The sequence below is a fragment of the Streptomyces sp. JJ36 genome (assembly GCF_021696945.1).
Taxonomy (GTDB): domain Bacteria; phylum Actinomycetota; class Actinomycetes; order Streptomycetales; family Streptomycetaceae; genus Streptomyces.
The window spans coordinates 20,675-46,125 of the sequence record NZ_JACYHE010000039.1 but is presented as its reverse complement, the minus strand read 5'-3'; the positions used below and the strand labels follow the sequence as shown (position 1 = coordinate 46,125).

The following is a 25,451-nucleotide window of genomic DNA, read 5'->3' as shown; positions in this document are numbered from 1 at the left end:
CCCCGGGACCGCCGTGACCCAGCCGCCGCAGCTCCCCGTCACCTTCCGGCCCACCCGCACCCGCGTGGTGCTGCTCACCGTCGGGGCCTGCGCCTGCGCCGTGCTCACCGTGATCGCGGTCGTCCTGGAGACGCTGACCGTGGGGGAGCGGATCACCTTCGTGCTCACCGGGGCGCTCTTCCTCGGCGTCCTCATCCTGCTCAGCCGCCCCCGGGTCACGGCGGACCGGGACGGCGTCACGGTGGTCAACCTGACCACCAAGCGCCGTCTCGCCTGGGCAGAGGTGCTCCGGGTGAACCTCCGGCCCGGCGACCCCTGGGTCAGCCTGGATCTCGCCGACGGCACCAACCTGCCCGCCATGGGCATCCAGCCCGGCATCGCGCGGCGCCGGGCCCTCGCCGACGCCGGCGCCCTGCGCGCCCTCGCCGAGGAGCACGGCACGGGCGGCGCGAGCGGCTGAGCCGTCCGCCCCGGCGGAGCGGCCGGGCGCCGGCGCCCGCGCCCGCCACCCTCAGCCGAGGGGCGGCCCGGGCCGCGGGCCCTCCGGGCCCCGGCCGGAGAGCACCTCGCCGTAGGCCTGCATCAGGTCCGGCAGCCGCACGGTGGACAGGTCCTCCCGGGTGGGCGTCCCCGGATAGCCGGACAGCCGCAGATCGCGGTAGGCGCAGCTCTTCTCGTACAGCGTGCGCAGGAACCGGCCGTTGCCCAGTTCGTCGATCCAGCCCTGGTCGACGACATGGCCGCTGATGCTGCGCAGCTCGTCCAGCGCCTCCTCGTCCCAGGAGTCGCCGTTCTCCGCCGCCAGCACCTCGCCGATGGCGGTCAGCTCCAGCGGGCGGTAGCTGGGGAAGTCGACCCGGGTGGTGAACCGGGACCCGAGCCCCGGATTGGCCGCCAGCAGCCGGTCCATGCCCTCCGGGTAGCCCGCCAGGATCACCACCAGCCGGTCCCGGTTGTCCTCCGCCCGCTTCAGCAGCACCTGGAGCGCCTCGTCGCCGTAGGCGTCGCCCTTGCTGTAGCCGCTGTTGGAGAGGGCGTACGCCTCGTCCACGAAGAGCACCCCGCCCAGCGCCGAGTCGATCAGCTCGTTCGCCTTCACCGCCGTCTGCCCGAGGAACTCCCCGACCAGATCCGCGCGCTGCGCCTCCACCAGGTGGTCGCCGCCGAGGAGTCCCAGCGCGTAGAACGCCCGGCCGAGGATGCGGGCGACCGTGGTCTTCCCGGTGCCGGACGGCCCGGAGAAGACGAAGTGCCGCTTCGGCGGCTGCACCGGAAGTCCCTGGCGGGCCCGCAGCCGCGCCATCCGCAGCTGCGCCGAGAGCGCCCGCACCTGCCGCTTCACCGGCTCCAGCCCGACCATCCGCTCCAGCTCGTCCAGCGCCTGAGCCAGCAGCACCGGATCGGCGGGGCCCACCGGGAGCCGGTCGCCGTCCCCGGCCGCGCGCCGCTCCCGCACCGGACCGGCGTCGACCCGCGGCGGCTCCGCCGGGTCGCCGGTGTCCTCCAGCCGCAGGGCGTCGGCCTCCGGGTCCGCGTCCGGGTCGGCGTCCGGCATCTCCAGCACGCCGCCGCCCTCTCCGGGCGGCGCCTCCGGCCCCGTCGCGGGCCCCGTGACGGGGGCCTCCGGACCGCCGGTCCCGGTCAGGGTGACGGTGGCCGCCAGATCCGGGCTGTCGCCGGGCCCGTCCCCCTCCGCGATGGTCGTCAGCCGGGCCGCGGTGTCCATGAACGCCGGGTCGACCCGGTGCACCGCGCGGTAGAGCGGCAGCGCGGCAGCGCTGCGCCCGGTGCCCTCCCGCGCGCGGGCCAGCCAGTAGCGGAGCTCCTTGCGCTGCGGCTGCTCGCTGCGGCAGCGCATGAGCGCCGCCGCCAGCAGCGGCTCCGCCTGGGCGTACATCTCCAGCCGCACCCGGGCCATGCCGGCGAAGAGCCCGGCCTCGATGCCCAGCACGGGGTCGTCCACCAGCGGCTCGGTGTGCCGGACCAGCCGGTCCCAGTCCTTGGCCAGATAGGCGCGGCAGGCGTGCAGGAAGCGGGCCTGCGGGTCCGCCTCCACCGGCGGGCACTCCGCCAGGGCGCGGTCCAGCTCGGCCACGTGGCGGCCGTCCAGCCAGTGCGAGGCGTGCGCCAGCAGCAGGTCCCGCTCGGTCTCCAGCACGGGCTGCACCCACCAGCCCAGCCAGTACCACGAGTTCAGCGTGCGGCGGTGCCGGGCGCGCTGCTCCCCGAAGCGCCGCCGGTGGTGGTGCATCCGCAGCAGGGCGGTCGTGGTGTCGGCGCGCAGCGCGTGCAGGCCGAGCCAGGCGTCCGCCATGCCCGCGTCCATCCGCACCGCGGTGCGGAACTCCTCCTCCGCCTGCGCGTACGCCCCCACGGTGTACGCGTCCACCCCGCGCAGCCAGGCGAGGTCGGCCGGGGCGTGCGGACCGCGCGGGTCCTGCATGCCGAAATCCATCACGTCCCCCACGAAACGACCCCCGTCCCTGGACGGCCCGCCGCCCGGCGCCGCACGGGGCACCGGACGAACAGCCGCACTGCGGGCGGGAGTTGCCGCTGTCCCTGAGGAATTACCCGGCTTCCCGCGCCGATTCGCATCGTACCCGGGCAGACCGTGCGGCCGAAGAGCGCCGGGTTCACGGCAGCCGCGGGCGGGGACCACGGGCGCGGCACTGCGGAGAGTGACGGAGAGTGGCCATCCCTTGGCCAAGGGTCGCGCGCCCGACACAGGACGGAGCCCCCGGTCACGGGGGAACAACCGGGGGCTCCGCGTCTGCATGCGGCCTGTACAGACCGCGTATTGAGAACGTAATTCCTGGGCGCCCCCCGGGTCAAGCCCGTCCCGTCTCCCCGGCCTGCCGGTTTCCCGGAACGACGGTGGACATGTCACCCAGTGTGATGCTCCCCGGATGCCTCGCCTGCCCACCAGGTCCCCTCCGCACCTCGTAACCCGCGCCCCTCTCCCGTACCAGGAGATCCGCCCGGGGGCGGGTGGGATCCGCCGCGAAGTGCGCCTCCTCCGCGCGCGTCCACGCCCCCCAGAACTCCGCCAGCTCCGGCCCGTCCCGCCGCCGCCCGCGCGCCCAGGCGGCCTCCCGGGGCAGGTCCATCCAGAGCAGGCAGCACAGCAGCGGGCGCAGCTCCCGGCGGCCCGCGCCCACCCCCTCGGCCAGCACCACCGGCCGCGGTGCAATCTCACCCTCGCGAGTGAAGGCGCGCCGGTGCCAGTCGTACGCCTCGAAGTGCGCCCGTGCGCCCCGCGCCAGTGGCCCCGCGACCTGCGCGGCGAACCGTTCCGTCCAGCCGAAGAACGCGTCGTGGCTCGCCAGGTCGTCCAGATGCAGCACCGGCGCGCCCCCCAGCAGCCCGGAGAGCCGCCCGGCGAGCGTCGACTTCCCCGACCCCGCGTGCCCGTCCACGCCCACCAGGCGCACCGGTCCGCAGGACGGCGGCCGGGCGGCCAGCAGGCGTGCCAGGCCGGGCAGACCGTCGGCGGACGTCATGCCGCCAGCCTACGGGCCGCGGCCGCCCCGCGGCGCCCCGGCCGCCCGTCCCCCCGCCCGCCACTGGTCGGGCCAATGAATCTTCGGCGGAACGGCGCGCCGGACCGCCGGATCACTGGCCCGAAGGGCGGGGGACCGGCGATAGTTGTGACCGCTCTACCACCCGCCGCAGCACGGACGACTGGGGGACTCCGTCATGACCAGCAGATCCGCCAAGCGCCGGAGCGTGCTCGCCGCCGCTGCCGCCGTGGCCGCCGTCACCGCCGCACCCTCCGCGGTCGCGCACGCCGCCGGCCCCGCCGGCCGGCGCCGCCCGCACCGACCCGAGGACGGTGACCTCATCGACTTCCACGGCTGGAGCTCCTACCGCGACTGGCGGAACGGCGAGCACGCGGGCACCCGGGTGGCGTACGGACGGTGCCCGGGCCTGGCGTTCGCCGAGCCGGCCGGCACCACGGAGTACCACGACCCGCACACCGGCCGGACCGCCGAGTGGGAGTACGCCACCTGGACCTCCGCGCCCCACACCCCGGCGGTCCCGGCGGCCGAGCTGGTCGCTTCCTGGAACGCGGTCACCCCCGAGGGCACCTGGCTCCGCGTCGAGATGCGGGGCGAGTACTCCGACGGGTGCCGCACGCCCTGGTACACCCTGGGCGTCTGGACCGCGGGCGACGGCGAGGACGTCCCGCGCCGGACCTCCGTCCCCGGTCAGGGCGACGGCCGGAGCAGCATCTGGACCGACACCTTCGCCGTCGGCGACACCGGATCCGGCCTCCGGCTCGCCGCCTACCGGCTCCGCCTCACCCTCTGCCGCGCCCCCGGCTCCCGCTCCGTGCCGGTCGTCCGGCGGCTGGGCGCCATGCTCTCCGACCTGCCGGCGCGCTTCGAGGTCCCGGCCGCCGAGCCCGGGTGCGCCCGCGGGATCGAGCTCGACGTGCCGCGCTACTCGCAGAACGTCCACGAGGGCCGCTACCCCGAGTTCGACGGCGGGGGAGAGGCGTGGTGCAGCCCCACCTCCTCCCAGATGATCATCGAGTACTGGGGGCACCGGCCCACGCCCGAGGACCTCGCCTGGGTGAAGCCGGAGTACGACGATCCGCAGGTCTGCCACGCCGCCCGGATGACCTTCGACTACGCCTACGAGGGCTGTGGCAACTGGCCGTTCAACGCGGCCTACGCCGCCACCTACCACGGCCTGGAGTCCGTGGTCACCCGGTGCGCCTCGCTGGACGACGCCGAACGGCTGGTGGCCGCCGGCATCCCGCTGATCACCTCGCAGTCCTTCACCGAGGACGAGCTGGACGGAGCCGGCTACGGCACCGCCGGGCACCTGATGACCGTCATCGGCTTCACCGAGGACGGCGATGTCATCGCCAACGACCCCGCCTCGGAGGACAACGCCGCCGTCCGCCGCGTCTACCCGCGCCGCCAGTTCGAGAACATCTGGCTGCGCACCAGGCGGTACAACGCCGAAGGCGAGGTCCGCAGCGGCACCGGCGGCGTCTGCTACCTCTACTTCCCGGAGCACCCCTCCGGCGCCCAGCGCCGCGTGCTGCGGGAGCTCGGCATCCGCTGAGCCGCGTACGGCCCGCCCCGCCCGGAGGGGCGAGGCGGGCCGCGGCGTGCGGAGGGATCAGGAGGCCGTGCAGCCGCCGAGGACCGGCGCGGCGGAGTTGCCGTTCTTCATCACCGTGAAGCCGAAGCTGGTCGAGGCGCCCGCGGAGAGGTTGCCGTTGCCGTTCGGCCGCATGGTCATCACGTTGCCGCTGGAGTCCCAGGTGGGGCTGCCGTTCCAGGTGGCGGAGACCTTCTGCGGGGGTGTGACGGTCACGGTGACCGTCCAGCCGCTGATGGGGCGGCTGCCCGCGGTGACCGTCACCTGGCCGTTGAAGCGGTCGCTCCACTCCCGCGTCTTGGTGTAGGAGACGCTGCAGCCCGCGTCGCCGCCGCCGTCGTCCCCGCCGCCGGAGCCGCCGAGGGCGGAGAGGACGGAGTGGTAGGCGGGCTTCTTGGCGTAGTTCCCGTCGAACAGCAGGGGCGTGCCGCCGCTGCGCCAGGAGTACTTGTCGGTGACGCCCCACACCGTGATCCCGGTGCAGCGGGAGACGGCCAGGCAGGCGTCGACGACCCGGGCGTAGGAGGCCGCCTGGGAGGAGCCGGAGCCCTCGATGTCCAGCTCGGTGATCTGCACCTCGACGCCGAGGTCGGCGAAGCGCTGGAGGTTGGCCCGGTAGTCGGAGGGGACCGGCGACGCGCTGTTGAAGTGGGACTGGAAGCCGACGCAGTCGATCGGCACACCACGGGACTTGAGGTCCCGGACCAGGTTGTAGACCGCGTTGCTCTTCGCGTTCACGCCGTCGGTGTTGTAGTCGTTGTAGCAGAGCTTGGCGTTCGGGTCCGCGGCCCGTGCGGTGCGGAAGGCCTCCTCGATCCAGCCGTCGCCGAGCTTGTTCTGGAACACCGAGTTGCGCCGCGCGCCGCTGCCGCCGTCCTGGAAGGCCTCGTTGACCACGTCCCAGGAGTGGATCTCACCCTGGTAGTGCTGCATGACCCGGGTGATGTGGTTGTTCATCGCGGACCGCAGATCGTTGGCGCCGAGGCCGGAGACCCAGCCCGGGAGCTGCGAGTGCCACACCAGGGTGTGCCCGCGGACGTCCATGCCGCGGCTCTGGGCGTGCCCGACGATCCGGTCCCCGGCGCCGAAGGTGAAGTTGCCGCGACTGGGCTCGGTGGCGTCCCACTTCATCTCGTTCTCGGCCGTCACCGAGCCGAACTCCCGGTTCAGCGTGGAGACGTAGGCCGACTCGCCCAGGTGGTTCGCCGCGACGGCGGTGCCGAAGTAGCGGCCCTTGGCGGCCGCGGCGGAGGCCAGGGTGTCGGCGGCGTGGGCGGTGCCCGGCAGGGCCGTGAGACCGGCCCCCGCGAGGAGCCCGGCCAGGCCGGCGACCAGGGCCCTGCGAAGTCTTTTCGTGCGCATGTCATCCCCTTCCAGAGCGGTCGCCGCGACGGGCGGCGGCCGGTGGGTGTGCGGGTGGGGCACGTGTGAGGGTTCGAAACTTTCGAAACAAACCCCGAATGGATGCGGTGACCTTACGGAGGGCTCGCCGGGCCGTCAATGGGTGCTGCGGGGATTCCGTTGGGTTGGCGCGTCCTGTGCGGGGTGCGTTGACCGTGCACAGGGTGCGGTCTAGTGTGGCGAGTTGTTTCGAAAGTCGACCGAATATTTCGGATGCTCCCGCTCGATGCGGTGCTGGTCCCAGAGCGCGCACCGGCCGCCCCACGGGGGAGCCGGGCAGTCGCACGCCGGCGCCCCCGCCGGCTTACGGCTCGGCGGGACGCCCTGCGCCTCCGGCCGGCCCGCCGGCACGGGAGGTTTCCGGTGCCGGCCGGCCGGCGGTGGCCCGCGCCGGCGTCACACGGGGGACACCGGCAGGGCACCGGCGGACGCACCGGACGGGGCTCAGCGGGTGAGGCGGTCTATCTCGGCCAGCTCGGCGTCGTCGAAGGCGAGGTTCTCCGCGGCGGCAACCGAGTTCTCGAGCTGCCGCACACTGCTGGCGCCCACGAGCGCCGAGGTCACCCGGCCCCCGCGCAGGATCCAGGCGACGGCCATCTGGGCCAGTGACTGCCCGCGCCGCTCGGCGATGCGGGCCAGCGCCCGCACCCGGCCCAGCACGTCCTCGGTGAGCCCGTCCTCGGTGAGGAACGGGCTGGCTCCCGCGGCCCGGGAGTCCGCGGGGACGCCGGAGAGGTAACGGTCGGTCAGCAGGCCCTGAGCGAGCGGGGAGTAGGCGATCGCCCCGGCCCCCACCTCCGCCAGCACGTCCAGCAGGCCGTCCTCCACGTCGCGGCGGAACATGTTGTACGGCGGCTGGTGGATCAGGAGCGGGGTGCCGAGCTCCGCCAGGATCCGGGCCGCCTCGCGGGTCTGCGCGGGGGAGTAGTTGGATATCCCCACGTAGAGCGCCTTCCCCTGCCGCACCGCGGAGGCCAGCGCCCCCATGGTCTCCTCCAGCGGGGTGTCCGGGTCGGGGCGGTGCGAGTAGAACACGTCCACGTGGTCCAGCCCGAGTCGGCGCAGACTCTGGTCCAGGCTGGCGAGCAGGCTCTTGCGCGAGCCCCACTCGCCGTACGGACCGGGCCACATCAGGTGGCCCGCCTTGGTGGAGACCAGGATCTCGTCCCGGTACGGGCGGAAGTCGCGCGCGAAGTGGCGGCCGAAGTTCTCCTCGGCCGCACCCGGCGGCGGGCCGTAGTTGTTCGCCAGGTCGAAGTGGGTCACCCCGAGGTCGAACGCCCGCCGCAGCACGTCCCGCTGGATCTCCAGCGGTTTGTCGTGGCCGAAGTTGTGCCACAGGCCCAGCGACACGGCGGGCAGCCGGAGGCCGCTGCGGCCGGTGCGCCGGTACGGCATGGTCGCGTAACGGGCGTCGTCGGCTCTGTGGTTCACGGGCTTCCCGTCCTCTGTTTCTCGTCCGGCCGGCCGGTGCGCCGGCCTCCTCGCCCCGGCGGTCCGCCCGGGGCGCGCGAGCCCCCGAGTGTACGGGGCGGCCGCCGGGCCGCTCATCGGGTTTCCTGCTCGGCGCGGGTCGCCCGCAGCAGCACCAGCCGCTCCGGGAAGAGCACCGGTGCCTGCAGGCCCGCCGACTCCAGCACCCGGCCCGGCAGCACCACCCCGTCCGGCGTCCACCACGGCGCCCCGCCCCGCCGCCCCCCGGGGCCCTCCGGCACGTCGCCGGGCGGCTGCGGGCGTACCCGGTACCGCGCCGCGGGATCGAGGCCCGGCAGCCGCACCGGGCCGGGCGGGCAGAACTCCGAGGTGCCGGTGGCGACCAGCGCGAAGAGCGCGTCGGAGCCGTCCGCGGCCACCACCCCGTGCAGCTCCAGGGCCGGGTCCGGGTGGTCCGCGTGCACCGCGGTGCCGCTGTGCAGCAGCGGGCGCAGCTCCTTGTAGAGGGACACCCAGGCCCCCAGCCGGGAACGCTCCTCCGGGGTGGCGGCGGTGAGGTCCCACTCGATCCCGAAGTGCCCGAAGAGCGCGGTGCCGGCCCGGAAGTCCAGGGTGTGGCGCCGCCCGGTGGTGTGCGAGACCGCGTCGCCCACGTGCGTGCCCATCAGTTCCAGCGGGATCAGGGCGTTGGTCCAGCGCTGGATGCGCTGCCGCTCCAGCGCGTCGATGCAGTCCGAGACCCACACCCGGTCGGTGCGTTCCAGGATCTCCAGGTCGACCCGGGCGCCGCCGGACGAGCACGACTCGATCTCCACGCCGGGGTGCCGCCGGCGCAACTCGTCCAGCAGCCGCAGGACGGCCCGTGTCTGGTCGTGCACGCCGGCCCGCCCGTCCGGCTGGTGCCCGGCCTCCACCAGGTCGCGGTTGTGGTCCCACTTGAGGTAGCCCACGGGGTGGGCGCGGAGCAGCGCGTCCAGCCGGGCCAGAATGTGCGCGTACGCCTCCGGGTGGGCCAGGTCGAGCACCTGCTGGTGCCGCGCCCGGCCGGGCAGTCGCCCGCCGGTGGCCATGATCCAGTCGGGGTGGGCCCGGGCCAGCTCGGAGTCCTCGTTGACCATCTCCGGTTCCACCCAGAGGCCGAACTCCATGCCCAGCCCGGTCACATGGCCGGTCAGCGGGCCCAGGCCGTCCGGCCAGGCCTCCGCGGAGACGTACCAGTCGCCCAGCCCCCGCCGGGCGTCGCGGCGCGCGCCGAACCAGCCGTCGTCCAGGACGAACCGCTCGGCGCCGACCTCCGCGGCCGTGGTCGCCAGCTCCCGCAGCCGGTCCAGGTCGTGGTCGAAGTAGACCGCCTCCCAGGTGTTCACCACCACCGGCCGCGGCGTGCACGGGTGTTGCTCGCGGGCGCGCAGGTGGCGGTGGAAGCGGGCGGACACCCCGTCCAGCCCGGTGCCGTACGCGCCGTACTGCCACGGCGAGAGATAGGCGGCGCCGGGCTCCAGCAGGACCTCCCCGGCGAGCAGCAGCTCGCCGGAGCCCAGCAACGAGACGGAGTGGTGGGTGCGTTCGGCGAAGGTGCGGTGGTTGCCCGGCCAGGCGGTGTGCACGGCCCAGACCTCGCCCCGCCGGTTGCCGGACCCCGCGCCGGCCGCCGCCAGCAGGTAGGCGCTGTCGAAGCCGGTGCGGCCCCTGCGGTTCTCCCGCATCCGCAGGCCGTGGGTGAAGGCGGTGCGCTGCGGGGTGCGCTCCCGCAGGTGCCGGCCGGTGAAGTCCAGCAGCTCGGTGGCCTCCGGCGGCACGGGCAGGGTCAGGTGCAGGGCCTCCAGCGCGAACGGCGTGTCGCCCTCGTTGGTGAGCCGGGCGCGCTGCCGCACCAGGCCCGCCGGGGTCAGCTCCGTCTCCAGCCGCAGCCCGAGCGCCGCCGTCTCGTCGCGGGCGTCGACCACCAGCCGCCCGCCCTCGCCGCCGGGGTGCGGGACGAGCCCGGTGTCGTGCACCCGGAAGGCGGTGGAGAAGTCGGTGCCGCCGCGATGGCCGGTCACGCCCGGAGTGCCGAGCCACCCGGACGACTGCTCGGGCAGGACCGCGACCGGCACCGGGCCGTCCACCGGGTTGCCGAGCGGCGGCGGCCGCCGGGTCAGGACGAGTGCGTCGAGCTCCGGGCCGGCCGGCTCGCCCAGGTCGGCGCCCCAGTGCAGGACGCGCGGCAGGGTGCCGCCGGAGAGGTCGAGCACGAGGCTCACCCCGGCGGCCCGGAGGTGGACGGGGCCGGAGCCGGGAAGGCCGGACTGTGGTGCCACGGATACGCTCCCTCGGTCGGGGGGTCGGGTCTTCCCGATCGTCCCGGAAGGACGCCCCGGGATGCCGGGCACACACCGGTTCCCGCCGCAACGGGCCGCCCGGGTCCGGGCGCGCCGCGGGACCCGCGCGGCGCGCTCCCGGACGCGCGGGGGCGCACGGGGGCGCACGGGCCGTGCGAGCGCGGGAGAACCGCCCGCGCGCCGGGTTCTGCTCCGGTCCGCGGGACCCGCCGCGGTCCGCGGCCCCCATGGACGCACGTCGCGGGGGTGCATCCGCCGCCGCCGGGCGGGGTACGGATCACGGCCGCCGTGTCCGGCGGCCGTCCCGGACGGCCGCCGGACGGGCGTACCGTCCGATGTCCCACGCCCCGCCGCGGGCCCTGCCTCGGGCCCGCCCGCAACCCCGCACGAGGAGCACCGTGCCGCTGACCGACCTCCCCCTGGACGCCCTCACCTCCTACCATCCCGACCTCCCCGAGCCGGAGGGGTTCGACGCCTTCTGGCGGGAGACCCTCGAGGAGGCCCGCGCCCACCCCGGCGAGGCCCGGCTGACCCCGGTCGACGATCCGCTGCTCGCCACCGTCGACGTGCACGACGTGCGCTTCCCCGGCTGGCGCGGCGAGCCGGTGGCGGCCTGGCTGCTGACCCCACGGGAGGCGCCGCGGCCGCTGCCCGCCGTGGTGGAGTTCCTCGGGTACAGCGGCGGGCGGGGCCGCCCCACGGACCGGCTGCTGCGCAGCGCCGCCGGCTACGCCCATCTGGTCGTGGACAGCCGCGGCCAGGGCCACGACACGCCCGACCGCGGCGAGGGCGACGGGACCCAGTGGGTCGAGGGCCTGATGACCCGCGGCATCGAGGACCCGCGCCGGCACTACTACCGCCGGCTGATGACGGACTGCGTGCGGGCGGTGGACTGCGCCCGCACGCTGCCCGGCGTCGATCCCGGACGCGTGGTCGTGGCCGGCAGCAGCCAGGGCGGCGGCCTCGCCCTCGCCGCGGCGGGACTCGCGCCCGAGCTGGTGGCCGGGGCGCTGATCGACGTGCCGTTCCTGTGCCACTTCCGGCGCGGCGCCGAGATCGCCTCCGACGGCCCGTACACCGAACTCGTCAGCTATCTCCGGGTGCACCGGCAGGCCGGGGCCGCGGGCGCCTTCGCCACCCTCGGCCACTTCGACGGCGTGCACTTCGCGTCCCGCGCCACCGCCCCGGCACTGTTCAGCGTCGGCCTGATGGATCCGGTCTGCCCGCCGTCCACCGTCTACGCCGCGTACCACCGCTACGCCGGTCCCCGCGACATCCGGGTGTGGGAGTTCGGGGACCACGGGGGCGGCTACCTCGCGCAGGCTCCCGAACAGCTCCGCTGGCTGCGGGAGCAGGGGCTCGGCCCCAAGGGCTGACGGCCGCCGAACCCCGAAGGAGGCCCCGGCGCCGCGGCGGCCCCGCCGGCGGGCGGCCCGCGCCGCGGGTCAGGCCGCCGCGCGTACCTCCTCGCCGGCCTCCTTGTCGAGCGCGACCCGCACCAGTGCGGCCGCCAGCCGCGCCGGCCCGGCGTCCCCCGCCAGGCCGGCCAGGGTCTTCGCGGAGACCGGCAGCCCGAGGCGCTTCGCCCCGTCCAGGGCCTTCCGGTCGAAGTACGGGGCGTACTCCGGCCACACGGCCTGCACCTCGCGCAGGAAGATGTCCACGCCCGCCGGGCCGATCCCGGGTACCTCCCGGAGCAGCGGACCGGCGTCCCCGGCGTCCCGCAGCCGCCGCAGGTCGCCCCGGTAGCGGTCGAGCACCAGCTCCGCCGCCTCCCCGAGCTGGGTCGCGGTGCGCTCGTCGTAGCGCCGGTAGCCGCCTTCGCCGAGGGCGTCCACGCGCTGCTGCCAGGTGGCGTCGGCCATCTTCCGCGCGTCCCGCATCCCGGCGTCGAAGAGCGCACGCGCGGCCGCCACCGCCATGCTCGCCCGGATCCGGGCGCTGAGGAGGTGCGACAACACCAGCACCTGGTACAGGGGAGCGGGCTTGTCCCGCAGGGTGATCCCCGCCTCGGCGGCGTACGTCCGGCCCTGCCGGTCCAGCAGTTCCCGCACCAGCCGCTCGTTCTTCGCGCTCATCTCGTCTCACCCACTCGCTCGCTGACGACGACGGTGGACGAGTGCCCCGCGACGGGGCGGGCACAACGCGCGCGGAGGGGTTCCCGCCCGTTCCGGACTAGTGCGCCGGGCGGAGCCCGGAGCCCTGCGGGCGGGCGGGCCCGGCGTGCGAGAACGGCTGGGTCCGCCAGTCCAGGCCGGCCGGCAGCGTGAGCAGCGCCGCCGCGTCCTCCTCCTGCGCCTCCCGCCCGGACGGGGGCGCCTCCGTGGCGGCGCGGCCCGAGCCCGGGCAGACCGTCATGCCGAACGGGTCCCAGCGGGCCGTGCACAGGGCGTGCTCCGGCAGCGTCTCCTCCTCCGCGAGCAGCGCGATGGGCTGCCCGCACTCCGGGCAGTCCACCCGGAAGATCTCGTAGGTCTCGTAGGCGTCGTCGGCCTCCGTGCCGACCGCAGGTACCGCCTCCGCCATCTCGGCCGCGTGCCTGGTGCGGACGGAGCGGAGCGACTTCGTTGTGCGCATGCAGTCCCCCTCGGGTGAGCAGGCCCGGTGACCGGGCCCGGCCACAGCAAGCATTTCCCGTGGCGCCCCGCGCATAATCCCGGTGCACCTGCGGACGCAGGTGCACGAGTGTGGCATTGGTCACACCGTGTGCCCGGGCGTGCACCGGAGCCCGCGCCCGCTGTGCCGGAGCATGCTCGGCACAGTAGGTTGACCTGCTGTGGAGGAGCTGGACCGGCACATCGTGGAATTGCTCGTCAAGGACGGGCGGATGAGCTACACCGACCTGGGCAAGGCCACCGGCCTGTCCACCTCGGCGGTGCACCAGCGGGTGCGCCGCCTGGAACAGCGCGGGGTGATCCGTGGCTACGCCGCGCTGGTCGATCCCAACGCGGTCGGGCTGCCCCTGACCGCGTTCATCTCGGTGAAGCCCTTCGACCCGAGCGCCCCCGACGACATCGCCGACCGGCTCGCCGACGTCCCCGAGATCGAGGCCTGCCACAGTGTCGCGGGCGACGAGAACTACATCCTCAAGGTCCGGGTCACCGGGCCGCTCGAGCTGGAGGACCTGCTGGCCCGCATCCGTTCGCTGGCCGGCGTCTCCACCCGGACGACGGTGGTCCTCTCCACTCCGTACGAGGCGCGCCCGCCGAAGGTCTGAGCGCGCCGCGGCGCCGGGGCGGGCAGCATCAGCAGCGTGGCCCCCGCCGCAGACCCCGCAGCGCCGGCAGCCGGGGCGGGCGCCAGACTGGGTACGGCACGCCCGTGCCGTGCGGCCCCCGGGCACCGCCGCCGGGGCGCGTCCGTCCGTCCCCCGTCCCCGACCCCGAGGCAGAGCGCCGTGAACGACCCCGCATCCCCGCCGGCCGGCGGGCCGCACCGTACCGTCCTGCTCCGCGGCGGCACGGTGCACAGCCCCGCGGACCCCTTCGCCACCGCGATGGTCGTCGACGGCGACCGGATCGCCTGGGTCGGCTCCGAGGGGGCCGCCGACTCCTTCGCCGACGGCGTCGACGAGGTGGTGCAGCTCGCCGGGGCGCTGGTGACCCCTGCCTTCACCGACGCACATGTGCACACCACGGCCACCGGGCTGGCCCGCACCGGGCTGGACCTGGGTGGCTGCCGCGGCCTGACCGAGGCGCTGGACCGCGTCGGCGCGCACGCCGCCGCCCGGCCCGGCGACCGCGTGCTGCTGGGCACCGGCTGGGACACCACCGAGTGGCCCGAGCAGCGCCACCCCACCCGCGCCGAGCTCGACCGGGCCACCGGCGGCCGCCCGCTCTACCTCACCCGGGTCGACGTCCACTCCGCCCTGGTCAGCTCGGCGCTGCTGGACCTGGTGCCCGGTCTGGCGGGGCTGCCCGGATACGCCCCCGACGGCCCGCTGACCGGCGAGGCCCATCACGCCGCCCGCCGCGCCGCGTACGGCGCGCTCACCCCCGGGCAGCGCGCCGACGCCCAGCGCGCGGCCCTGCGCCACGCCGCGGAGCTCGGCGTCGGAGCGGTGCACGAGTGCGCCGGGCCCGACATCTCCGGCGAGGAGGACCTGACCGGGCTGCTCCGGCTGGCCGCCGAGGAGCCGGGGCCGCGGGTCACCGGCTACTGGGCGGAGCTCGTCACGTCTGCGAAGGACGCCGCCCGGGTGCGGGAGCTCGGCGCCCACGGCGCGGCGGGCGACCTCTTCGCCGACGGCTCCCTCGGCTCCCGCACGGCCGCGCTGCACGCCCCCTACGCCGACGACGGGAGCCCGGAGCACTGCGGCACGGCCCACCTGGACGCCGGTGCCGTGGCCGCCCATGTCGCCGCCTGTACCGAGGCCGGGCTCCAGGCCGGTTTCCACGCCATCGGCGACGCCGCCCTCACCGCGGTGACCGACGGCGTGCGGGCCGCCGCCGAGCGGGTCGGCCCGGAGCGGGTGCGGGCCGCCCGGCACCGCGTGGAACACGCCGAGATGCTCACCCCGGCCACGATCGCCGCCTTCGCGGACTTCGCCCTCACCGCCTCCGTGCAGCCGGGCTTCGACGCCGCCTGGGGCGGCGAGGACGGCATGTACGCCCGGCGGCTGGGGGCCGAGCGGGCCCGCACCCTCAACCCGTACGCGGACCTGCTGCGCGCCGGGGTGCCGCTGGCGCTCGGCTCCGACAGCCCCGTCACCCCGCTCGGGCCGTGGGAGGCGGTGCGCGCCGCCGCCTTCCACCGCACGCCCGCCCACCGCATCTCCGCCCGCGCCGCCTTCACCGCCCACACCCGGGGCGGCCGGCGGGCCGCCGGCCACGACGACTCCGGCGTGCTGGTCCCCGGCACCCCCGCCGACTACGCCGTCTGGCGCGCCGGGGAACTGGTGGTGCAGGCGCCCGACACGCGGGTGGCCAACTGGTCGACGGACCCGCGGTCCGGCACCCCCGGGCTGCCCGACCTCACCCCGGGCGGTCAACTCCCGGTGTGCCTGCGGACGGTGGTGGCCGGACGCACGGTCTTCGCACGGCCGAACGGGTGAGCGCCCGGCGCGCCGTACCGCCGAACGACGTGCCCTCGGCCTGTCGCCCCGGCGCCGGCCGCACGCCACTGACCTGCTGTTTTTCGAGATCGCCGCAGGCCAGGGCGGTGTTGACAGCCGACGCCGTGGGCCGGGTAGGTTCGGCCGCGTCCACCACAGGACGTCCGACCGGTGATCCTCCGCGCAGTCGTGTGATACGCCGCTGGGCCATGGGGTGGTGCGTCGCACCGGCACACCACCACTGGGAGCCAGGTCCAGCGCCCGCGGCACGGGGGCGGAAGAGGTCGTCCGGCCGGCAGGTGTGACCCGGATGGGGCCCGGACGCTCAGTAGACAACGGCTCTCGGTCGACCCGCAGCCAGCGGGTCCCAGGTCGGCCCGAAGGGCACCGGGCCCCGATCCGCAGCCCCGGCCGGCCGGGTGCGCCCCGTCACTTTCCGCGCCCGCCCCTCCGCGCGCGCGCCGTTCGTTATACGGTCGCCTCATCACCGCACGACCTGCAGGAAGGCCGCGACCGTGCCCTCGGGCCCCGACACCACCGCCGCATCCGCCCCGCACGGGCCGGTCACCGACCGGCCGGGCCCCGCCGTGGAACCGTCCGCCACGCAGGACCCCGGCGCCCCGGAACGGCCCGGGCCCGGCCCGGAGGAGCCCGGCGCCGGCGCCGCACCCGGCCCGGACACCACCGAGGAGGACGCCGGCACGGGAGCCGCCGCCAGCACCGCCCCGCGGGGCCGCGGCCGCCGCGCCGCCGCCCTGCTGCGCCGCGAGACACCGCGGACCGCGCTGGCGGCCGCCGCCGGAATCGCCCTCGGCCTGGCCTTCCCGCCGTACGACCTGTGGCCGCTCTCGCTGGCGGCCGTGGCCGCCCTCAGCCTGCTCACCCGGGGCCGCAGCGCCCGGCAGGGCGCCTGGGCCGGGCTCGCCCTCGGGCTGCCGTTCTTCGTCTTCCTGCTCAAGTGGCTGCACGTGGTGGGCTGGGACGCCACGGTGGGGCTGGCGCTGATCCAGGCCCTCTTCCTCTCCGCCCTGGGCGCCGGGCTCGCCGTCACCTCCCGGCTGCCGTTCTGGCCGTTCTGGGCCGCCTGCCTCTGGGTCGCCGAGGAGTGGGCCCGGGACCGGGTGCCCTTCGGCGGCTTCCCCTGGGGCCGGCTGGCCTTCGCCAACACGGGCTCGCCCTTCACCCCGCTCGCCGCTCTCGGCGGCGCCCCGCTGGTCACCTTCGCCGTCGCCCTCACCGGCACCCTGCTGGCCGCGGCCGTGTTCACGGCGGTCGCCGCCCGGCGGCAGGCCCATGCCCGGCAGAGCGGCCCCTCCGGGGGCGGCGTCCGCCCGCTGCTCCCCGCTGCGGGCGCCACCGCCCTCGCCGGTCTGGTGGGCGTGGCCGGATTCGCCGTCCCGGTGCCCACCCGGGCCGCGGACACCGTGGACATCGCGGTGGTCCAGGGCAACGTGCAGCAGCCCGGCATGGACTTCCTCGGGCGCCCCATGAAGATCCTCAACAACCACGTCGAGGCCACCCTGGATCTCGCCGACCGGGTGCGGGCCGGCGAGGCCGCCCGCCCCGACCTGGTGATCTGGCCGGAGAACGCCTCGGACCTGGACCCCTTCCGCCACCCGGAGGCCCGGCTGCGGATCGAGGAGGCGGTGGACGCCATCGGTGTCCCCGTCCTCGTCGGCGCCCTGGTCGACCACCCCACCGAGGAGGGGTACGTCGAGAACCAGGGCATCGTCTGGGACCCCGAGACCGGCCCCGGCGCCTCGTACACCAAACAGCACCCCGTGCCGTTCGGCGAGTACGTGCCCTTCCGCGAGCAGCTCAGCACCGTCATCTCGCGCCTGGAGCGCGTCCCGCGCGACTTCTGGCCCGGCGAGCACACCGGCGTGCTCCAGGTGGGTCCCGCCCGCCTCGGCGACGTGATCTGCTTCGAGGTCGCCTACGACGAGATCGTCCGGGCCACCGTGCGCGACGGCGCGCGCGCCCTGGTCGTACAGACGAACAACGCCACCTACGGCCGCACCGGCCAGCCGGAGCAGCAGCTCGCCATGTCGAAACTGCGCGCCGTCGAGCACGGCCGCGCCGTGGTGACCGCCGCCACCAGCGGCATCAGCGCCGTCGTCGGTCCGGACGGCACGGTGCGCCAGCGCACCGCGGAGTTCACCCGGGACGTGCTCCTCGCCGAGCTGCCGCTGCGGGACGGCCGCACTCTGGCCGACCGCGTCGGCGCCGCACCGGAGTGGGCCCTCGCTATGGTGGGCCTCGGTGCCTGGGCCGCGGCCGCCGGATGGGCGTTCGCCGGCCGCCGGGCACGTACGGCGGACCAGGCGGAGGGGCGGCAGCGATGACTCGGAACGCACAGCGGCGGTACGGCCCGCTCGGCACGGTCCTGGTGATCATCCCGACGTACGACGAGGCCGACAACATCCGGCCGGTCGTCTCCCGGGTCCGGTCGGCGGTCCCGGAGGCCCACGTACTGGTCGCCGACGACAACAGCCCCGACGGCACCGGCAAGATCGCCGACGAGCTCGCCGCCGAGGACGACCGGGTGAAGGTGCTGCACCGCCGGGGCAAGGAGGGCCTCGGCGCCGCCTACCTCGCCGGGTTCCGCTGGGGTCTCGAACACGGCTACGGCGTGCTGGTGGAGATGGACGCCGACGGCTCCCATCAGCCGGAGGAGCTGCCCCGGCTGCTCACCGCGCTCAAGGGCGCCGACCTGGTGCTCGGCTCGCGCTGGGTGCCCGGCGGGCGGGTGGTGAACTGGCCGCGCTCCCGGGAACTGCTCTCCCGTGGCGGCAGCACCTATTCCCGGCTGCTGCTGGACATCCCGATCCGGGACGTCACCGGCGGCTACCGCGCCTTCCGCCGGGAGACCCTGGAGGGCATCGGCATGGCGGACGTCGCCTCTCAGGGCTACTGCTTCCAGGTGGACCTCGCGCACCGCGCGATCCGGGCCGGCTTCCACGTGGTGGAGGTCCCGATCACCTTCGTCGAGCGGGAGCGGGGCGACTCCAAGATGAGCCGGGACATCGTCGCCGAGGCGCTGTGGCGGGTCACTGCCTGGGGTCTCGAGGGCCGGGTGAGAAAACTCTCCGGCCGCAGGCACACTTGAGACATGACCCACGGCACCCCCACTCCCTACGAACCTCCGCCGGGCGAGCGGGACCGGCCCGGGGCGGGCACCCGTCGCGGTGACGCCCGCGCGGGCCGCCGCCGGACCCGCGCCCCCCGGCTGCTGCCGCTGGTCGTCGCCGCCTGGGTGGTGCTGGAGATCTGGCTGCTCACCCTGGTGGGAGGTGCCGCCGGCGGGCTGACCGTGCTGGCGCTCCTGCTGGGTGGGCTGGTACTGGGCGCGCTGGTGATCAAGTGGGCGGGCCGCCGCGCCTGGCGGCAGCTCGCCGCCGCGCTGCAGCCGGGCGCCGACCCCGCAGCGGCGGCGGCCGCGGCCCGGGACCAGCGCGGGGGCAACGCCCTGGCCATGCTCGGCGGCCTGCTGCTCATGGTGCCCGGCCTGGTCTCCGACGCCCTCGGCCTGCTGTGCCTCTTCCCGCCCACGGCGGCGCTGCTGCGGCGCGGCGGCGAGCGGCTGCTGGACCGCGGCGAGCTCGGGGTGGCGATGCGGCAGGCGCGCAGCGCGCAGCAGCAGTCGCGCATCCACCGTCCCGGCGGCACCGTGGTCCAGGGCGAGGTGGTCCGGGACGACGAGCCGCCCGCGCACTGACCCGGCCGGCGGGCGCGGCCCGCGCCGGGCGGCCGGCTGCACGAGCAGGCAGGGGCCCGCGGCCGCCTGACGCGGCGGCCGCGGGCCCCTGCCCGGCATGTCCGTGCGGCGGGCTCCCGCTAGGCGGACTTGCGCTTGCTGTCGCGCGGGTGCACGGCGATGTTCATGGTGCCTGAGCGGAGCACCGCCAGCCGCTCGGCCAGCACCTCCTCGAGCTCCTCCCGGGTACGCCGCTCCATCAGCATGTCCCAGTGCGTACGGGCGGGCTTGCCCTTCTTCTCCTCCGGCCCCTCGCCGTCCACCAGGAGTGCCTGTGCCCCGCACACCTTGCACTCCCACTCCGGCGGGATCTCGGCCTCAACCGAGAACGGCATCTCGAACCGATGACCGTTCTGGCATGCGTACTCCACGGCCTGGCGCGGCGCCAGGTCGATACCGCGGTCGGTCTCGTAGCTGGTCACCACGAGTCGCGTGCCGCGCAGAGCTCGCTCACTCATGAATCGTGCCTCCCGGGCTTGTCGCCCACAGGACAGGTGTCGCTGTCGTCGTCATCCGGTCAACGTCCGGTCGGCGGTGAAGATTCCCGTGCCGGGACATGCGTCGCCCGTCGTGTCGCCGCTCGTCGAATACGTCGAATAATGCGGTACCCACCGGCGCCCGGTTTGTCACATGTGACAGGAGATGTCACCCAGCGTTCGTGTCGCCTTGGCGTGCAGTAACGGTCCATCCGGCGGGCCGAAGGCGTACACTACCGGGCCGCCGCTTCATCTTCTAAATCCGCTCCGCCCCCGGCCCCCGCGGGGGAGCCGGCCGTGGCCGCGTCACCGCCCCAGCACGGTGCGCCGCCGCGGCCCGCCGCGCGCCACCACCGGGGAACGACCGCCCTCCCCGGACACCGCGAAGAGCCGCAGGAAGTACTGGGAGAGCGGGCCGATCGCCAGCGCGTACGCCGCCGTGCCGGCCCCGGCCGACCCGCCCAGCAGGATCCCCGCCCCCAGCACCGCCAGTTCGATGCCGGTGCGCACCAGCCGCACCGAGCGGCCGGTGACCTGGTGCAGGCCGGTCATCAGGCCGTCCCGCGGCCCCGGGCCGAGCCGGGCGGCGATGTAGAGACCGGTCGCCACGCCGTTCAGCACGATCCCGGCGATCAGCAGCGGCACCCGCACGGCCAGCGCACGGGGTTCCGGCAGCAGCCAGAGCGTGGCGTCCAGGGACAGCCCCAGGACCACCACGTTCGACACCGTGCCCAGCCCCGGCCGCTGCCGCAGCGGCACCCACAGCAGCAGCACCAGCGCACCGGTCAGCACCGAGACCAGGCCGATGGTGAGGCCGGTGTGCTCCGCGACGCCCTGGTGCAGTACGTCCCACGGGTTGAGGCCCAGGGCGGCCCGCACCATGAGCGCCGCGCTCGCCCCGTACAGCACCAGACCCGCGTACAGCTGGAGCAGCCGCCGCGGCAGCCGCCGCCCGGACCCCGTGGAGCCCGGTGAACCCGCACTCTCCGACTCGGACAAGAATCCTCCCCTGGTGGCGTGGTGGACCGGCGCATGGCAGTCTGTGGCTCCCGGACGGGCCGGAACCATGGCCAATGCGCGAGAGGTGGACCGGAAAATGGCTCCCTGGACGACCGCGGTCGGCGCTCCCCAACTGGCCCGGCTGCTCGCCTCGCAGCATCCCGGCGCCGGCCGCCCCGGCGCCGGCGGCGGCCCGGGGCGCCGCGTCCCGGCGTACCGGGCCCTGGCCGACGGCGTCCGGCTGCTGGTCCTGGAGGGCCGGGTCCCGGTGGGCGCCCGCCTCCCCGCCGAGCGGGAGCTCGCCGCCGCGCTGGGGGTGTCCCGCACCACCGTCGCGACCGCCTTCGAGACCCTCCGGGCGGACGGCTTCCTGGCCTCCCGGCGCGGCGCCGGAAGCTGGACGGCGGTGCCGGAGGGCAGCCCGCCGCCGATCGGCGGTCTGGAGCCGCTGCCGCCGGAGGCCGCCGACACCATGATCGACCTCGGGCACGCCGCGCTGCCCGCACCCGAGCCCCACCTCACCCGCGCCTTCGAACAGGCCCTCGCCGCCCTCCCGCCGTACGCCCACACCCACGGCGACTATCCCGCCGGCCTGCCCGTGCTGCGGGAGGCCGTCGCCGGGCACTACACCGCGCGCGGCGTGCCCACCATGCCCGAGCAGATCATGATCGCCACCGGTGCGATGGGGGCGGTGGCCGCACTCGCCCGGCTCTTCACGCCCCGCGGCGAGCGGGTCGCCGTGGAGCACCCCAGCTACGCCAACATCCTCCAGCTCCTGCGGGAGTCCGGCGCCCGGCTGGTCCCCGTCGCCATGGCCGAGGGCCTCGCCGGCTGGGACCTCCCGGCCTGGCGCGGGGTGCTGCGGGAGTCCGCCCCGCGGATGGCCTATGTGATGGCCGACTTCCAGAACCCCACCGGAGCGCTCGCCGGCGAGGACCAGCGGCGCGAGCTGGTCGCCGCCGCCCGGGCCTCCGGGACGGTGCTGGTCGCCGACGAGACGATGGCCGAGCTCGCCCTGGACGACGCCCCCCGGCCACGGCCCGTCGCCGCCTTCGACCCCGGCGGCTCCACCGTGGTGACGATCGGCTCGGCCAGCAAGTCGGTCTGGACGGGCCTGCGCATCGGCTGGGTGCGGGCCGCCCCCGAGGTGATCCGCAGCCTCATCGCCGCCCGCGCCTCCGCCGACCTCGGCAGCCCCGTCCTGGAGCAGCTCGCCGTCGCCGGGCTGCTCACCGGGGGCGGCTGGGAGCCGGCGCTCGCCCTGCGCCGGGAACGCGCCCGCGGCAACCGGGACGCCCTGGTCGCCGCCCTCCGCCGGCACCTGCCCGACTGGGAGTACGCCGTGCCGCACGGCGGGCTGACCCTCTGGGCGCGCACCGGCGGCCTCTCCGGATCCCGGATCGCGGAGGCGGGGGAGCGCCTCGGGGTACGCGTCCCCTCGGGCCCGCGCTTCGGCGTGGACGGCGCGTTCGAGACCTATGTGCGGCTGCCGTTCACCCTCGGCGAGCCGCTCGCCACCGAGGCCGTCACCCGGCTGGCCGCGGCCGCGGACCAGGTGCGCACCGGTGCCGCCGGTGGCGGCACCGCCCCGCGGACGTACGTCGCCTGAGCACGCGGGCGCGGTGTCACCCGACCGGGGCGACCTGCCCGGAGTGCTCCGGGAGCAGCGCCTGCACCGCCTGCCGCTGCCGCTCGCCCGCCGCGTCGTCGTACGGGTCCGGGGTGGCCGGCACCTGCATGCGCAGCACCGGGCCGCCGCCCAGCCGGGCGTACCCGCGTCCCGGCGGCGGGTCCGGGGCGGGCGTGGTGTGCGGCGTCTCGCCCAGCACGGCCCGGACCTGTTCCACCGAGGCCGCGCCCAGCACCACCCGCGCCCGGGTGTACGCCCGCACGGCCTGGGAGAGCCCCTCGGCCCCCTCGAACTGGTCGGCCACCACCACCGTCACCCCGGCGGCGCGCCCGTGCCGCAGCGGCACCTCCAGCAGCTCCTGCGGATCCGGCCGGCCCTCGGCCCGCGCCAGATGGCTCAGCACGGCAGGCCGGTCCACCACCACCCACAGCGGCCGCCGCACGTCCCCGGGGAGCGGCCGTCCGGTCTGCCGCGCGTGCTGCGCGGCCAGCAGCCGCCGCTCCGTCTCGTGCGCCGCCCACTCCAGCGCGGACAGCGCCCCGGTCAGCGAGGACTCCACGGCCAGCACCCCGTGCCGCCCGGCGAGGGAGGCGAACTCGCCGGCCCCGCCGCCGTCCGTCACCAGCACGTCGCCGTGCGGCAGCGCCTGGAGCACCACCGACCGCAGCAGCGTGGTGATCCCCGAGCCGGGGTTGCCCAGGGCCAGCAGGTGCGGCTCGGTGGACCGCGGGCCGGTGCGCCACACCACCGGCGGCACGTCCCGCGTCTCCGCCCCGTCCGCCACCGGCAGCGTCCGCCGCACCGCCCCGGTGTCGGTGAAGCCCAGCACCGTCTCGCCGGGTGCCACCACGAAGCGCTGCGCACACAGGTCGGCGGGCAGCGGCTCGGGCACGGACAGCTCCAGCCGGTTCCGTTCCTCCTCCCACACGAAGCGGTACTCGCGTCCCCGGCCGGCCTTGGCCCGCAGCAGCCGCTCCACCCGGTGCCGCTCCTCCGGCTCGCCGTCCCGGAACCAGGGCGGGTAGCGCAGCAGCAGCCGCTCGATCCGGGACTCCGGGGTGAAGGCGAACTCCTCGAACGCCCGCTCCCAGCTTCCGTCGGGTGCGTAGAGCGGCTCCGGCGCCGGGTCCTCGGGCAGCGCGAAGCAGGGCACCAGGGCCTCGTAGAGCGCCTGCAGGCGGGCCAGTTCCTCCTCGCCCGGGCCGGTGCAGTCCGGCTCCGGGGGCGGCTTGCGGCCCTGCCACGCCGCCGCCAGGAGCACCGCGCCCACCGCGACGGCCGGGCCGTACGGCAGCAGGTACGCCGCGGCCAGCGCCAGGCCGCCGAGACCGAGTACGGGGCTCCGCCGCTCCGCCGGTGTCCGTTCCCACCAGGCGCGGCCGGCGGTGGTCAGCCGTACGAGACCACGGCCGACGGTGACGAGCGGGTGCAGCACGTCGCGCACCCCGTCCGCCCCGGCGCGCGCCAGGTCACGGCCCCGGCGCGCCGTCTGCCCGGGCTCCCCGGCGCGCCGCAGTGCCGCGGGCAGTGGCCGCAGAACCACACCGACCTCCTCGGTACGTCCGTCGCCCGCCCCGGCTAGAGCTTGATGCCGCCCAGCAGGCCGGCCAGGCTCTCGCCGCCGGCCTTGATGCCCGGCGCGATCGCCGTGCCCGCCAGGTAGAAGCCGAAGAGGGCGCAGATGATGGCGTGCGACGGCTTCAAGCCGTCCTTGCGGAAGAACAGAAAGACGATGATGCCGAGCAGCACCACGCCGGAGATGGACAGAATCATGGGCACTCCTGGAGTAGGGGACGTTCACCATGAGCTGTTCCACCTTCACAGAAAGTATCGTAAGGAGGAAAGTCGCAATCGGGTGATTTATCACCCTTCAGGGTGGCCGGACGTCCGGTCGCGCGTGCCGTCCAGTGCCCAGCGCCCCGGCCCCAGGGCCGCGATCAGCAGAAAGCTCCAGCAGAAGAGCGCCGCCGGCTCGCCGCCGTTCTCGATCGGGAGGAGTCCGCTCTCCTGGTGCACGGTGAAGTACGCGTAGGCCATCGAGCCCGAACAGAGCATCGCGGCGGACCGGGTGCCCAGGCCCAGCAGGACGAGCCCGCCGCCGGTGAGCTGGATCACCGCGGCCCACCAGCCGGGCCACTCGGCGACCGCGGGCGCGGTGCCGTGCGGGCCGCCCAGGACGTCGAAGAGGGTGGCCGCGCCGTGGCAGGCGAAGAGCAGCCCGGCTACCATCCGGAAGAGCCCGAGGGTGACGGCCTGCTGCTGCGTGGCGGGGCCGGGGGTGCGGTGGGGGGTCGGTGCGGTCCGCTGCATGGCTCGCTCCACAGGGGTGGGGGTCCGGGGTGTGCGAGGGCGGCGTGCCCGGCCGAGGCGGGAGGCCGGGACGGTTTGGTCTAGACCTGACAAGTTAGCGAGCCGTGGTTGTCATGTCTAGACCACTGGCCTCGCGTTCTCCGTCGGCGTCCGCCGGTGTCCGCCGCGGTGGCTGTTCGCCGGCGGACGCCGCCGGCATCCGCCCGGACGGTCCCGCGGCCAGTCCGGTTCAGTCCGCGCCCCGCGCCGGCTCCACCGCGATGTGCACGTCCCCGGGCACCCCCTCCGCCCCGTTCGTCGGGGCGAGATCCTGCGGGCACACCGACAGCACGACCCGCAGGTCCCGCTCCGCCCGCAGCACCACCCGGTCCCCGGGACGGCTCACCGGCGGCCGGATCCGCTGGGTGCCGTCCGGGCGCACCGGAGCGTTCTCCCACAGGTTGAACGGACAGGGCACGCCGTCCGGGCGCAGCCCCGCCGACGCCAGCGCGGCCAGCAGGTTGTCCGTGCAGTTCGCGTGGTGGCCGCGGGCCCCCAGCCGCCGGTAGCGGTGGACGTCGCACGCGGCGAGCGTGGTGTCGTGCACCCCCGGGGAGGTGTCCGCCACCAGCGTCAGCACCGGCCGGCGGCGGTTGCTGAAGAGGCTGTCGCCGACCGCCGGGCACACCCGCTCCAGCTCCACCCGGGTGTGCTCCATCGACATGTGCTCGCCCGCGTGGCCGCCCTCCGGGTCCCGCACGAACGCCCAGCAGTCCACCACCTGTGTCCCCGGCGTGTTCACCACCACCAGCCGCTCACCTGCCGCCAGCTCCTGCAGCACCGCGCTGCCCGCCGGCACCCGGCGCAGCGGCTCCTCGCCCGGCGTCCCCGCCTCCGGTCCCACTGCCGCTCCTCCCCGGCGGCCGGGGCCGCCCGCTCCTCCCGCGCCGGGCCGACCCCCGGCGGGCCGCATCCT

Annotated in this window: 22 protein-coding genes; 9 read left to right on the top strand and 13 right to left on the bottom strand. The window is 75.7% G+C overall.

The features are described 5' to 3' along the window. The first annotated feature begins 13 nt into the window (after positions 1-13). Positions 14-460 (top strand): PH domain-containing protein, encoded by a 447-nt coding sequence (locus HOY81_RS16295; RefSeq protein WP_237321141.1) that lies wholly within the window; start codon positions 14-16, stop codon positions 458-460. A gap of 51 nt (positions 461-511) precedes the next feature. Here HOY81_RS16295 and HOY81_RS16290 read toward each other — a convergent pair whose 3' ends face one another. Both HOY81_RS16290 and HOY81_RS16285 read right to left on the bottom strand, forming a co-directional pair. Then, complete coding sequence (locus HOY81_RS16290; RefSeq protein WP_237321152.1) at positions 512-2,455, bottom strand: AAA family ATPase; 1,944 nt, start codon at positions 2,453-2,455, stop codon at positions 512-514. A 373-nt stretch (positions 2,456-2,828) separates the two neighbouring features. After that, positions 2,829-3,500, bottom strand: a complete 672-nt coding sequence (locus tag HOY81_RS16285; RefSeq protein ID WP_237321140.1) for a uridine kinase — start codon at positions 3,498-3,500, stop codon at positions 2,829-2,831. A 196-nt stretch (positions 3,501-3,696) separates the two neighbouring features. Here HOY81_RS16285 and HOY81_RS16280 point away from each other — a divergent pair, with 196 nt between their 5' ends. Beyond that, on the top strand, positions 3,697-5,076 hold the full coding sequence (locus HOY81_RS16280) for a peptidase C39 family protein (protein WP_237321139.1): 1,380 nt from the start codon (positions 3,697-3,699) through the stop codon (positions 5,074-5,076). Between the two features lie 57 nt (positions 5,077-5,133). Here the strand turns inward: HOY81_RS16280 and HOY81_RS16275 are convergent, their stop codons facing one another. From HOY81_RS16275 to HOY81_RS16265, 3 genes are all read right to left on the bottom strand, one after another. Further along, complete coding sequence (locus tag HOY81_RS16275) at positions 5,134-6,477, bottom strand: endo-1,4-beta-xylanase (RefSeq protein WP_237321138.1); 1,344 nt, start codon at positions 6,475-6,477, stop codon at positions 5,134-5,136. Between the two features lie 483 nt (positions 6,478-6,960). After that, a complete protein-coding gene (locus tag HOY81_RS16270; RefSeq protein WP_237321151.1) occupies positions 6,961-7,914 on the bottom strand; it encodes an aldo/keto reductase in 954 nt (317 codons plus the stop codon). A gap of 149 nt (positions 7,915-8,063) precedes the next feature. Next, the gene (locus HOY81_RS16265; protein WP_237321137.1) at positions 8,064-10,250 is read right to left on the bottom strand and encodes an alpha-galactosidase; all 2,187 of its coding nucleotides are present in this window, start codon (positions 10,248-10,250) and stop codon (positions 8,064-8,066) included. A 419-nt stretch (positions 10,251-10,669) separates the two neighbouring features. Between HOY81_RS16265 and HOY81_RS16260 the strand changes: the two genes are divergently transcribed. Continuing rightward, positions 10,670-11,647: an acetylxylan esterase gene (locus tag HOY81_RS16260; protein ID WP_237321136.1), complete on the top strand. Its 978-nt coding sequence runs from the start codon at positions 10,670-10,672 to the stop codon at positions 11,645-11,647. A gap of 69 nt (positions 11,648-11,716) precedes the next feature. On the opposite strand, the gene HOY81_RS16255 is transcribed toward HOY81_RS16260, so the two are convergent. After that, positions 11,717-12,349, bottom strand: coding sequence for an endonuclease (locus tag HOY81_RS16255; protein WP_237321135.1), 633 nt, complete (start codon positions 12,347-12,349; stop codon positions 11,717-11,719). A gap of 97 nt (positions 12,350-12,446) precedes the next feature. Then, complete coding sequence (locus HOY81_RS16250) at positions 12,447-12,797, bottom strand: hypothetical protein (RefSeq protein ID WP_237321150.1); 351 nt, start codon at positions 12,795-12,797, stop codon at positions 12,447-12,449. Between the two features lie 250 nt (positions 12,798-13,047). On the opposite strand from HOY81_RS16250, the gene HOY81_RS16245 reads away from it, so the two are divergent. From HOY81_RS16245 to fxsA, 5 genes are all read left to right on the top strand, one after another. After that, positions 13,048-13,488 carry an Lrp/AsnC family transcriptional regulator gene (locus HOY81_RS16245; protein WP_237321134.1) on the top strand — a complete coding sequence of 147 codons (441 nt, stop codon included), beginning with the start codon at positions 13,048-13,050 and terminating at the stop codon, positions 13,486-13,488. Positions 13,489-13,668: 180 nt separating this feature from the next. Continuing rightward, positions 13,669-15,324 carry an amidohydrolase gene (locus HOY81_RS16240; protein WP_237321133.1) on the top strand — a complete coding sequence of 552 codons (1,656 nt, stop codon included), beginning with the start codon at positions 13,669-13,671 and terminating at the stop codon, positions 15,322-15,324. 515 nt (positions 15,325-15,839) lie between these two features. Further along, entirely contained in the window at positions 15,840-17,669 is a 1,830-nt protein-coding gene (gene lnt / locus HOY81_RS16235) for an apolipoprotein N-acyltransferase (RefSeq protein WP_237321132.1), read from the top strand. After that, entirely contained in the window at positions 17,666-18,433 is a 768-nt protein-coding gene (locus HOY81_RS16230; RefSeq protein WP_237321131.1) for a polyprenol monophosphomannose synthase, read from the top strand. Before lnt ends, HOY81_RS16230 begins: the two co-directional genes overlap by 4 nt. Positions 18,434-18,436: 3 nt before the next feature. Next, positions 18,437-19,042: an FxsA family membrane protein gene (gene fxsA, locus HOY81_RS16225; protein WP_237321130.1), complete on the top strand. Its 606-nt coding sequence runs from the start codon at positions 18,437-18,439 to the stop codon at positions 19,040-19,042. Positions 19,043-19,161: 119 nt separating this feature from the next. Here the strand turns inward: fxsA and HOY81_RS16220 are convergent, their stop codons facing one another. Beyond that, positions 19,162-19,539 (bottom strand): RNA polymerase-binding protein RbpA, encoded by a 378-nt coding sequence (locus HOY81_RS16220; protein ID WP_027751042.1) that lies wholly within the window; start codon positions 19,537-19,539, stop codon positions 19,162-19,164. 324 nt (positions 19,540-19,863) lie between these two features. Further along, positions 19,864-20,556 (bottom strand): YitT family protein, encoded by a 693-nt coding sequence (locus HOY81_RS16215; protein WP_237321129.1) that lies wholly within the window; start codon positions 20,554-20,556, stop codon positions 19,864-19,866. A gap of 97 nt (positions 20,557-20,653) precedes the next feature. On the opposite strand from HOY81_RS16215, the gene HOY81_RS16210 reads away from it, so the two are divergent. After that, positions 20,654-22,165, top strand: coding sequence for a PLP-dependent aminotransferase family protein (locus HOY81_RS16210; protein WP_237321128.1), 1,512 nt, complete (start codon positions 20,654-20,656; stop codon positions 22,163-22,165). Positions 22,166-22,181: 16 nt separating this feature from the next. Here HOY81_RS16210 and HOY81_RS16205 read toward each other — a convergent pair whose 3' ends face one another. The 4 genes from HOY81_RS16205 to HOY81_RS16190 all read right to left on the bottom strand — a co-directional run bounded on the left by HOY81_RS16205 (position 22,182) and on the right by HOY81_RS16190 (position 25,379). Next, positions 22,182-23,723 (bottom strand): hypothetical protein, encoded by a 1,542-nt coding sequence (locus tag HOY81_RS16205; protein WP_306423496.1) that lies wholly within the window; start codon positions 23,721-23,723, stop codon positions 22,182-22,184. Positions 23,724-23,764: 41 nt separating this feature from the next. Continuing rightward, positions 23,765-23,959 carry a hypothetical protein gene (locus HOY81_RS16200; RefSeq protein WP_237321127.1) on the bottom strand — a complete coding sequence of 65 codons (195 nt, stop codon included), beginning with the start codon at positions 23,957-23,959 and terminating at the stop codon, positions 23,765-23,767. Positions 23,960-24,049: 90 nt separating this feature from the next. Further along, entirely contained in the window at positions 24,050-24,415 is a 366-nt protein-coding gene (locus HOY81_RS16195) for a DoxX family protein (protein ID WP_237321148.1), read from the bottom strand. A 310-nt stretch (positions 24,416-24,725) separates the two neighbouring features. Continuing rightward, positions 24,726-25,379, bottom strand: a complete 654-nt coding sequence (locus HOY81_RS16190) for an urea carboxylase-associated family protein (protein WP_237321126.1) — start codon at positions 25,377-25,379, stop codon at positions 24,726-24,728. Between the last annotated feature and the right edge of the window lie 72 nt (positions 25,380-25,451).

Coding starts and splice junctions, on each gene's coding strand:
- HOY81_RS16290 (WP_237321152.1), bottom strand. CDS start 2,455: ATGGATTTCGGCATGCAGGACCCGCGCGGTCCGCACGCCCCGGCCGAC.
- HOY81_RS16285 (WP_237321140.1), bottom strand. CDS start 3,500: ATGACGTCCGCCGACGGTCTGCCCGGCCTGGCACGCCTGCTGGCCGCC.
- HOY81_RS16280 (WP_237321139.1), top strand. CDS start 3,697: ATGACCAGCAGATCCGCCAAGCGCCGGAGCGTGCTCGCCGCCGCTGCC.
- HOY81_RS16275 (WP_237321138.1), bottom strand. CDS start 6,477: ATGCGCACGAAAAGACTTCGCAGGGCCCTGGTCGCCGGCCTGGCCGGG.
- HOY81_RS16270 (WP_237321151.1), bottom strand. CDS start 7,914: ATGCCGTACCGGCGCACCGGCCGCAGCGGCCTCCGGCTGCCCGCCGTG.
- HOY81_RS16255 (WP_237321135.1), bottom strand. CDS start 12,349: ATGAGCGCGAAGAACGAGCGGCTGGTGCGGGAACTGCTGGACCGGCAG.
- HOY81_RS16250 (WP_237321150.1), bottom strand. CDS start 12,797: ATGGCGGAGGCGGTACCTGCGGTCGGCACGGAGGCCGACGACGCCTAC.
- HOY81_RS16230 (WP_237321131.1), top strand. CDS start 17,666: ATGACTCGGAACGCACAGCGGCGGTACGGCCCGCTCGGCACGGTCCTG.
- fxsA (WP_237321130.1), top strand. CDS start 18,437: ATGACCCACGGCACCCCCACTCCCTACGAACCTCCGCCGGGCGAGCGG.
- HOY81_RS16220 (WP_027751042.1), bottom strand. CDS start 19,539: ATGAGTGAGCGAGCTCTGCGCGGCACGCGACTCGTGGTGACCAGCTAC.
- HOY81_RS16210 (WP_237321128.1), top strand. CDS start 20,654: ATGGCTCCCTGGACGACCGCGGTCGGCGCTCCCCAACTGGCCCGGCTG.
- HOY81_RS16200 (WP_237321127.1), bottom strand. CDS start 23,959: ATGATTCTGTCCATCTCCGGCGTGGTGCTGCTCGGCATCATCGTCTTT.
- HOY81_RS16195 (WP_237321148.1), bottom strand. CDS start 24,415: ATGGTAGCCGGGCTGCTCTTCGCCTGCCACGGCGCGGCCACCCTCTTC.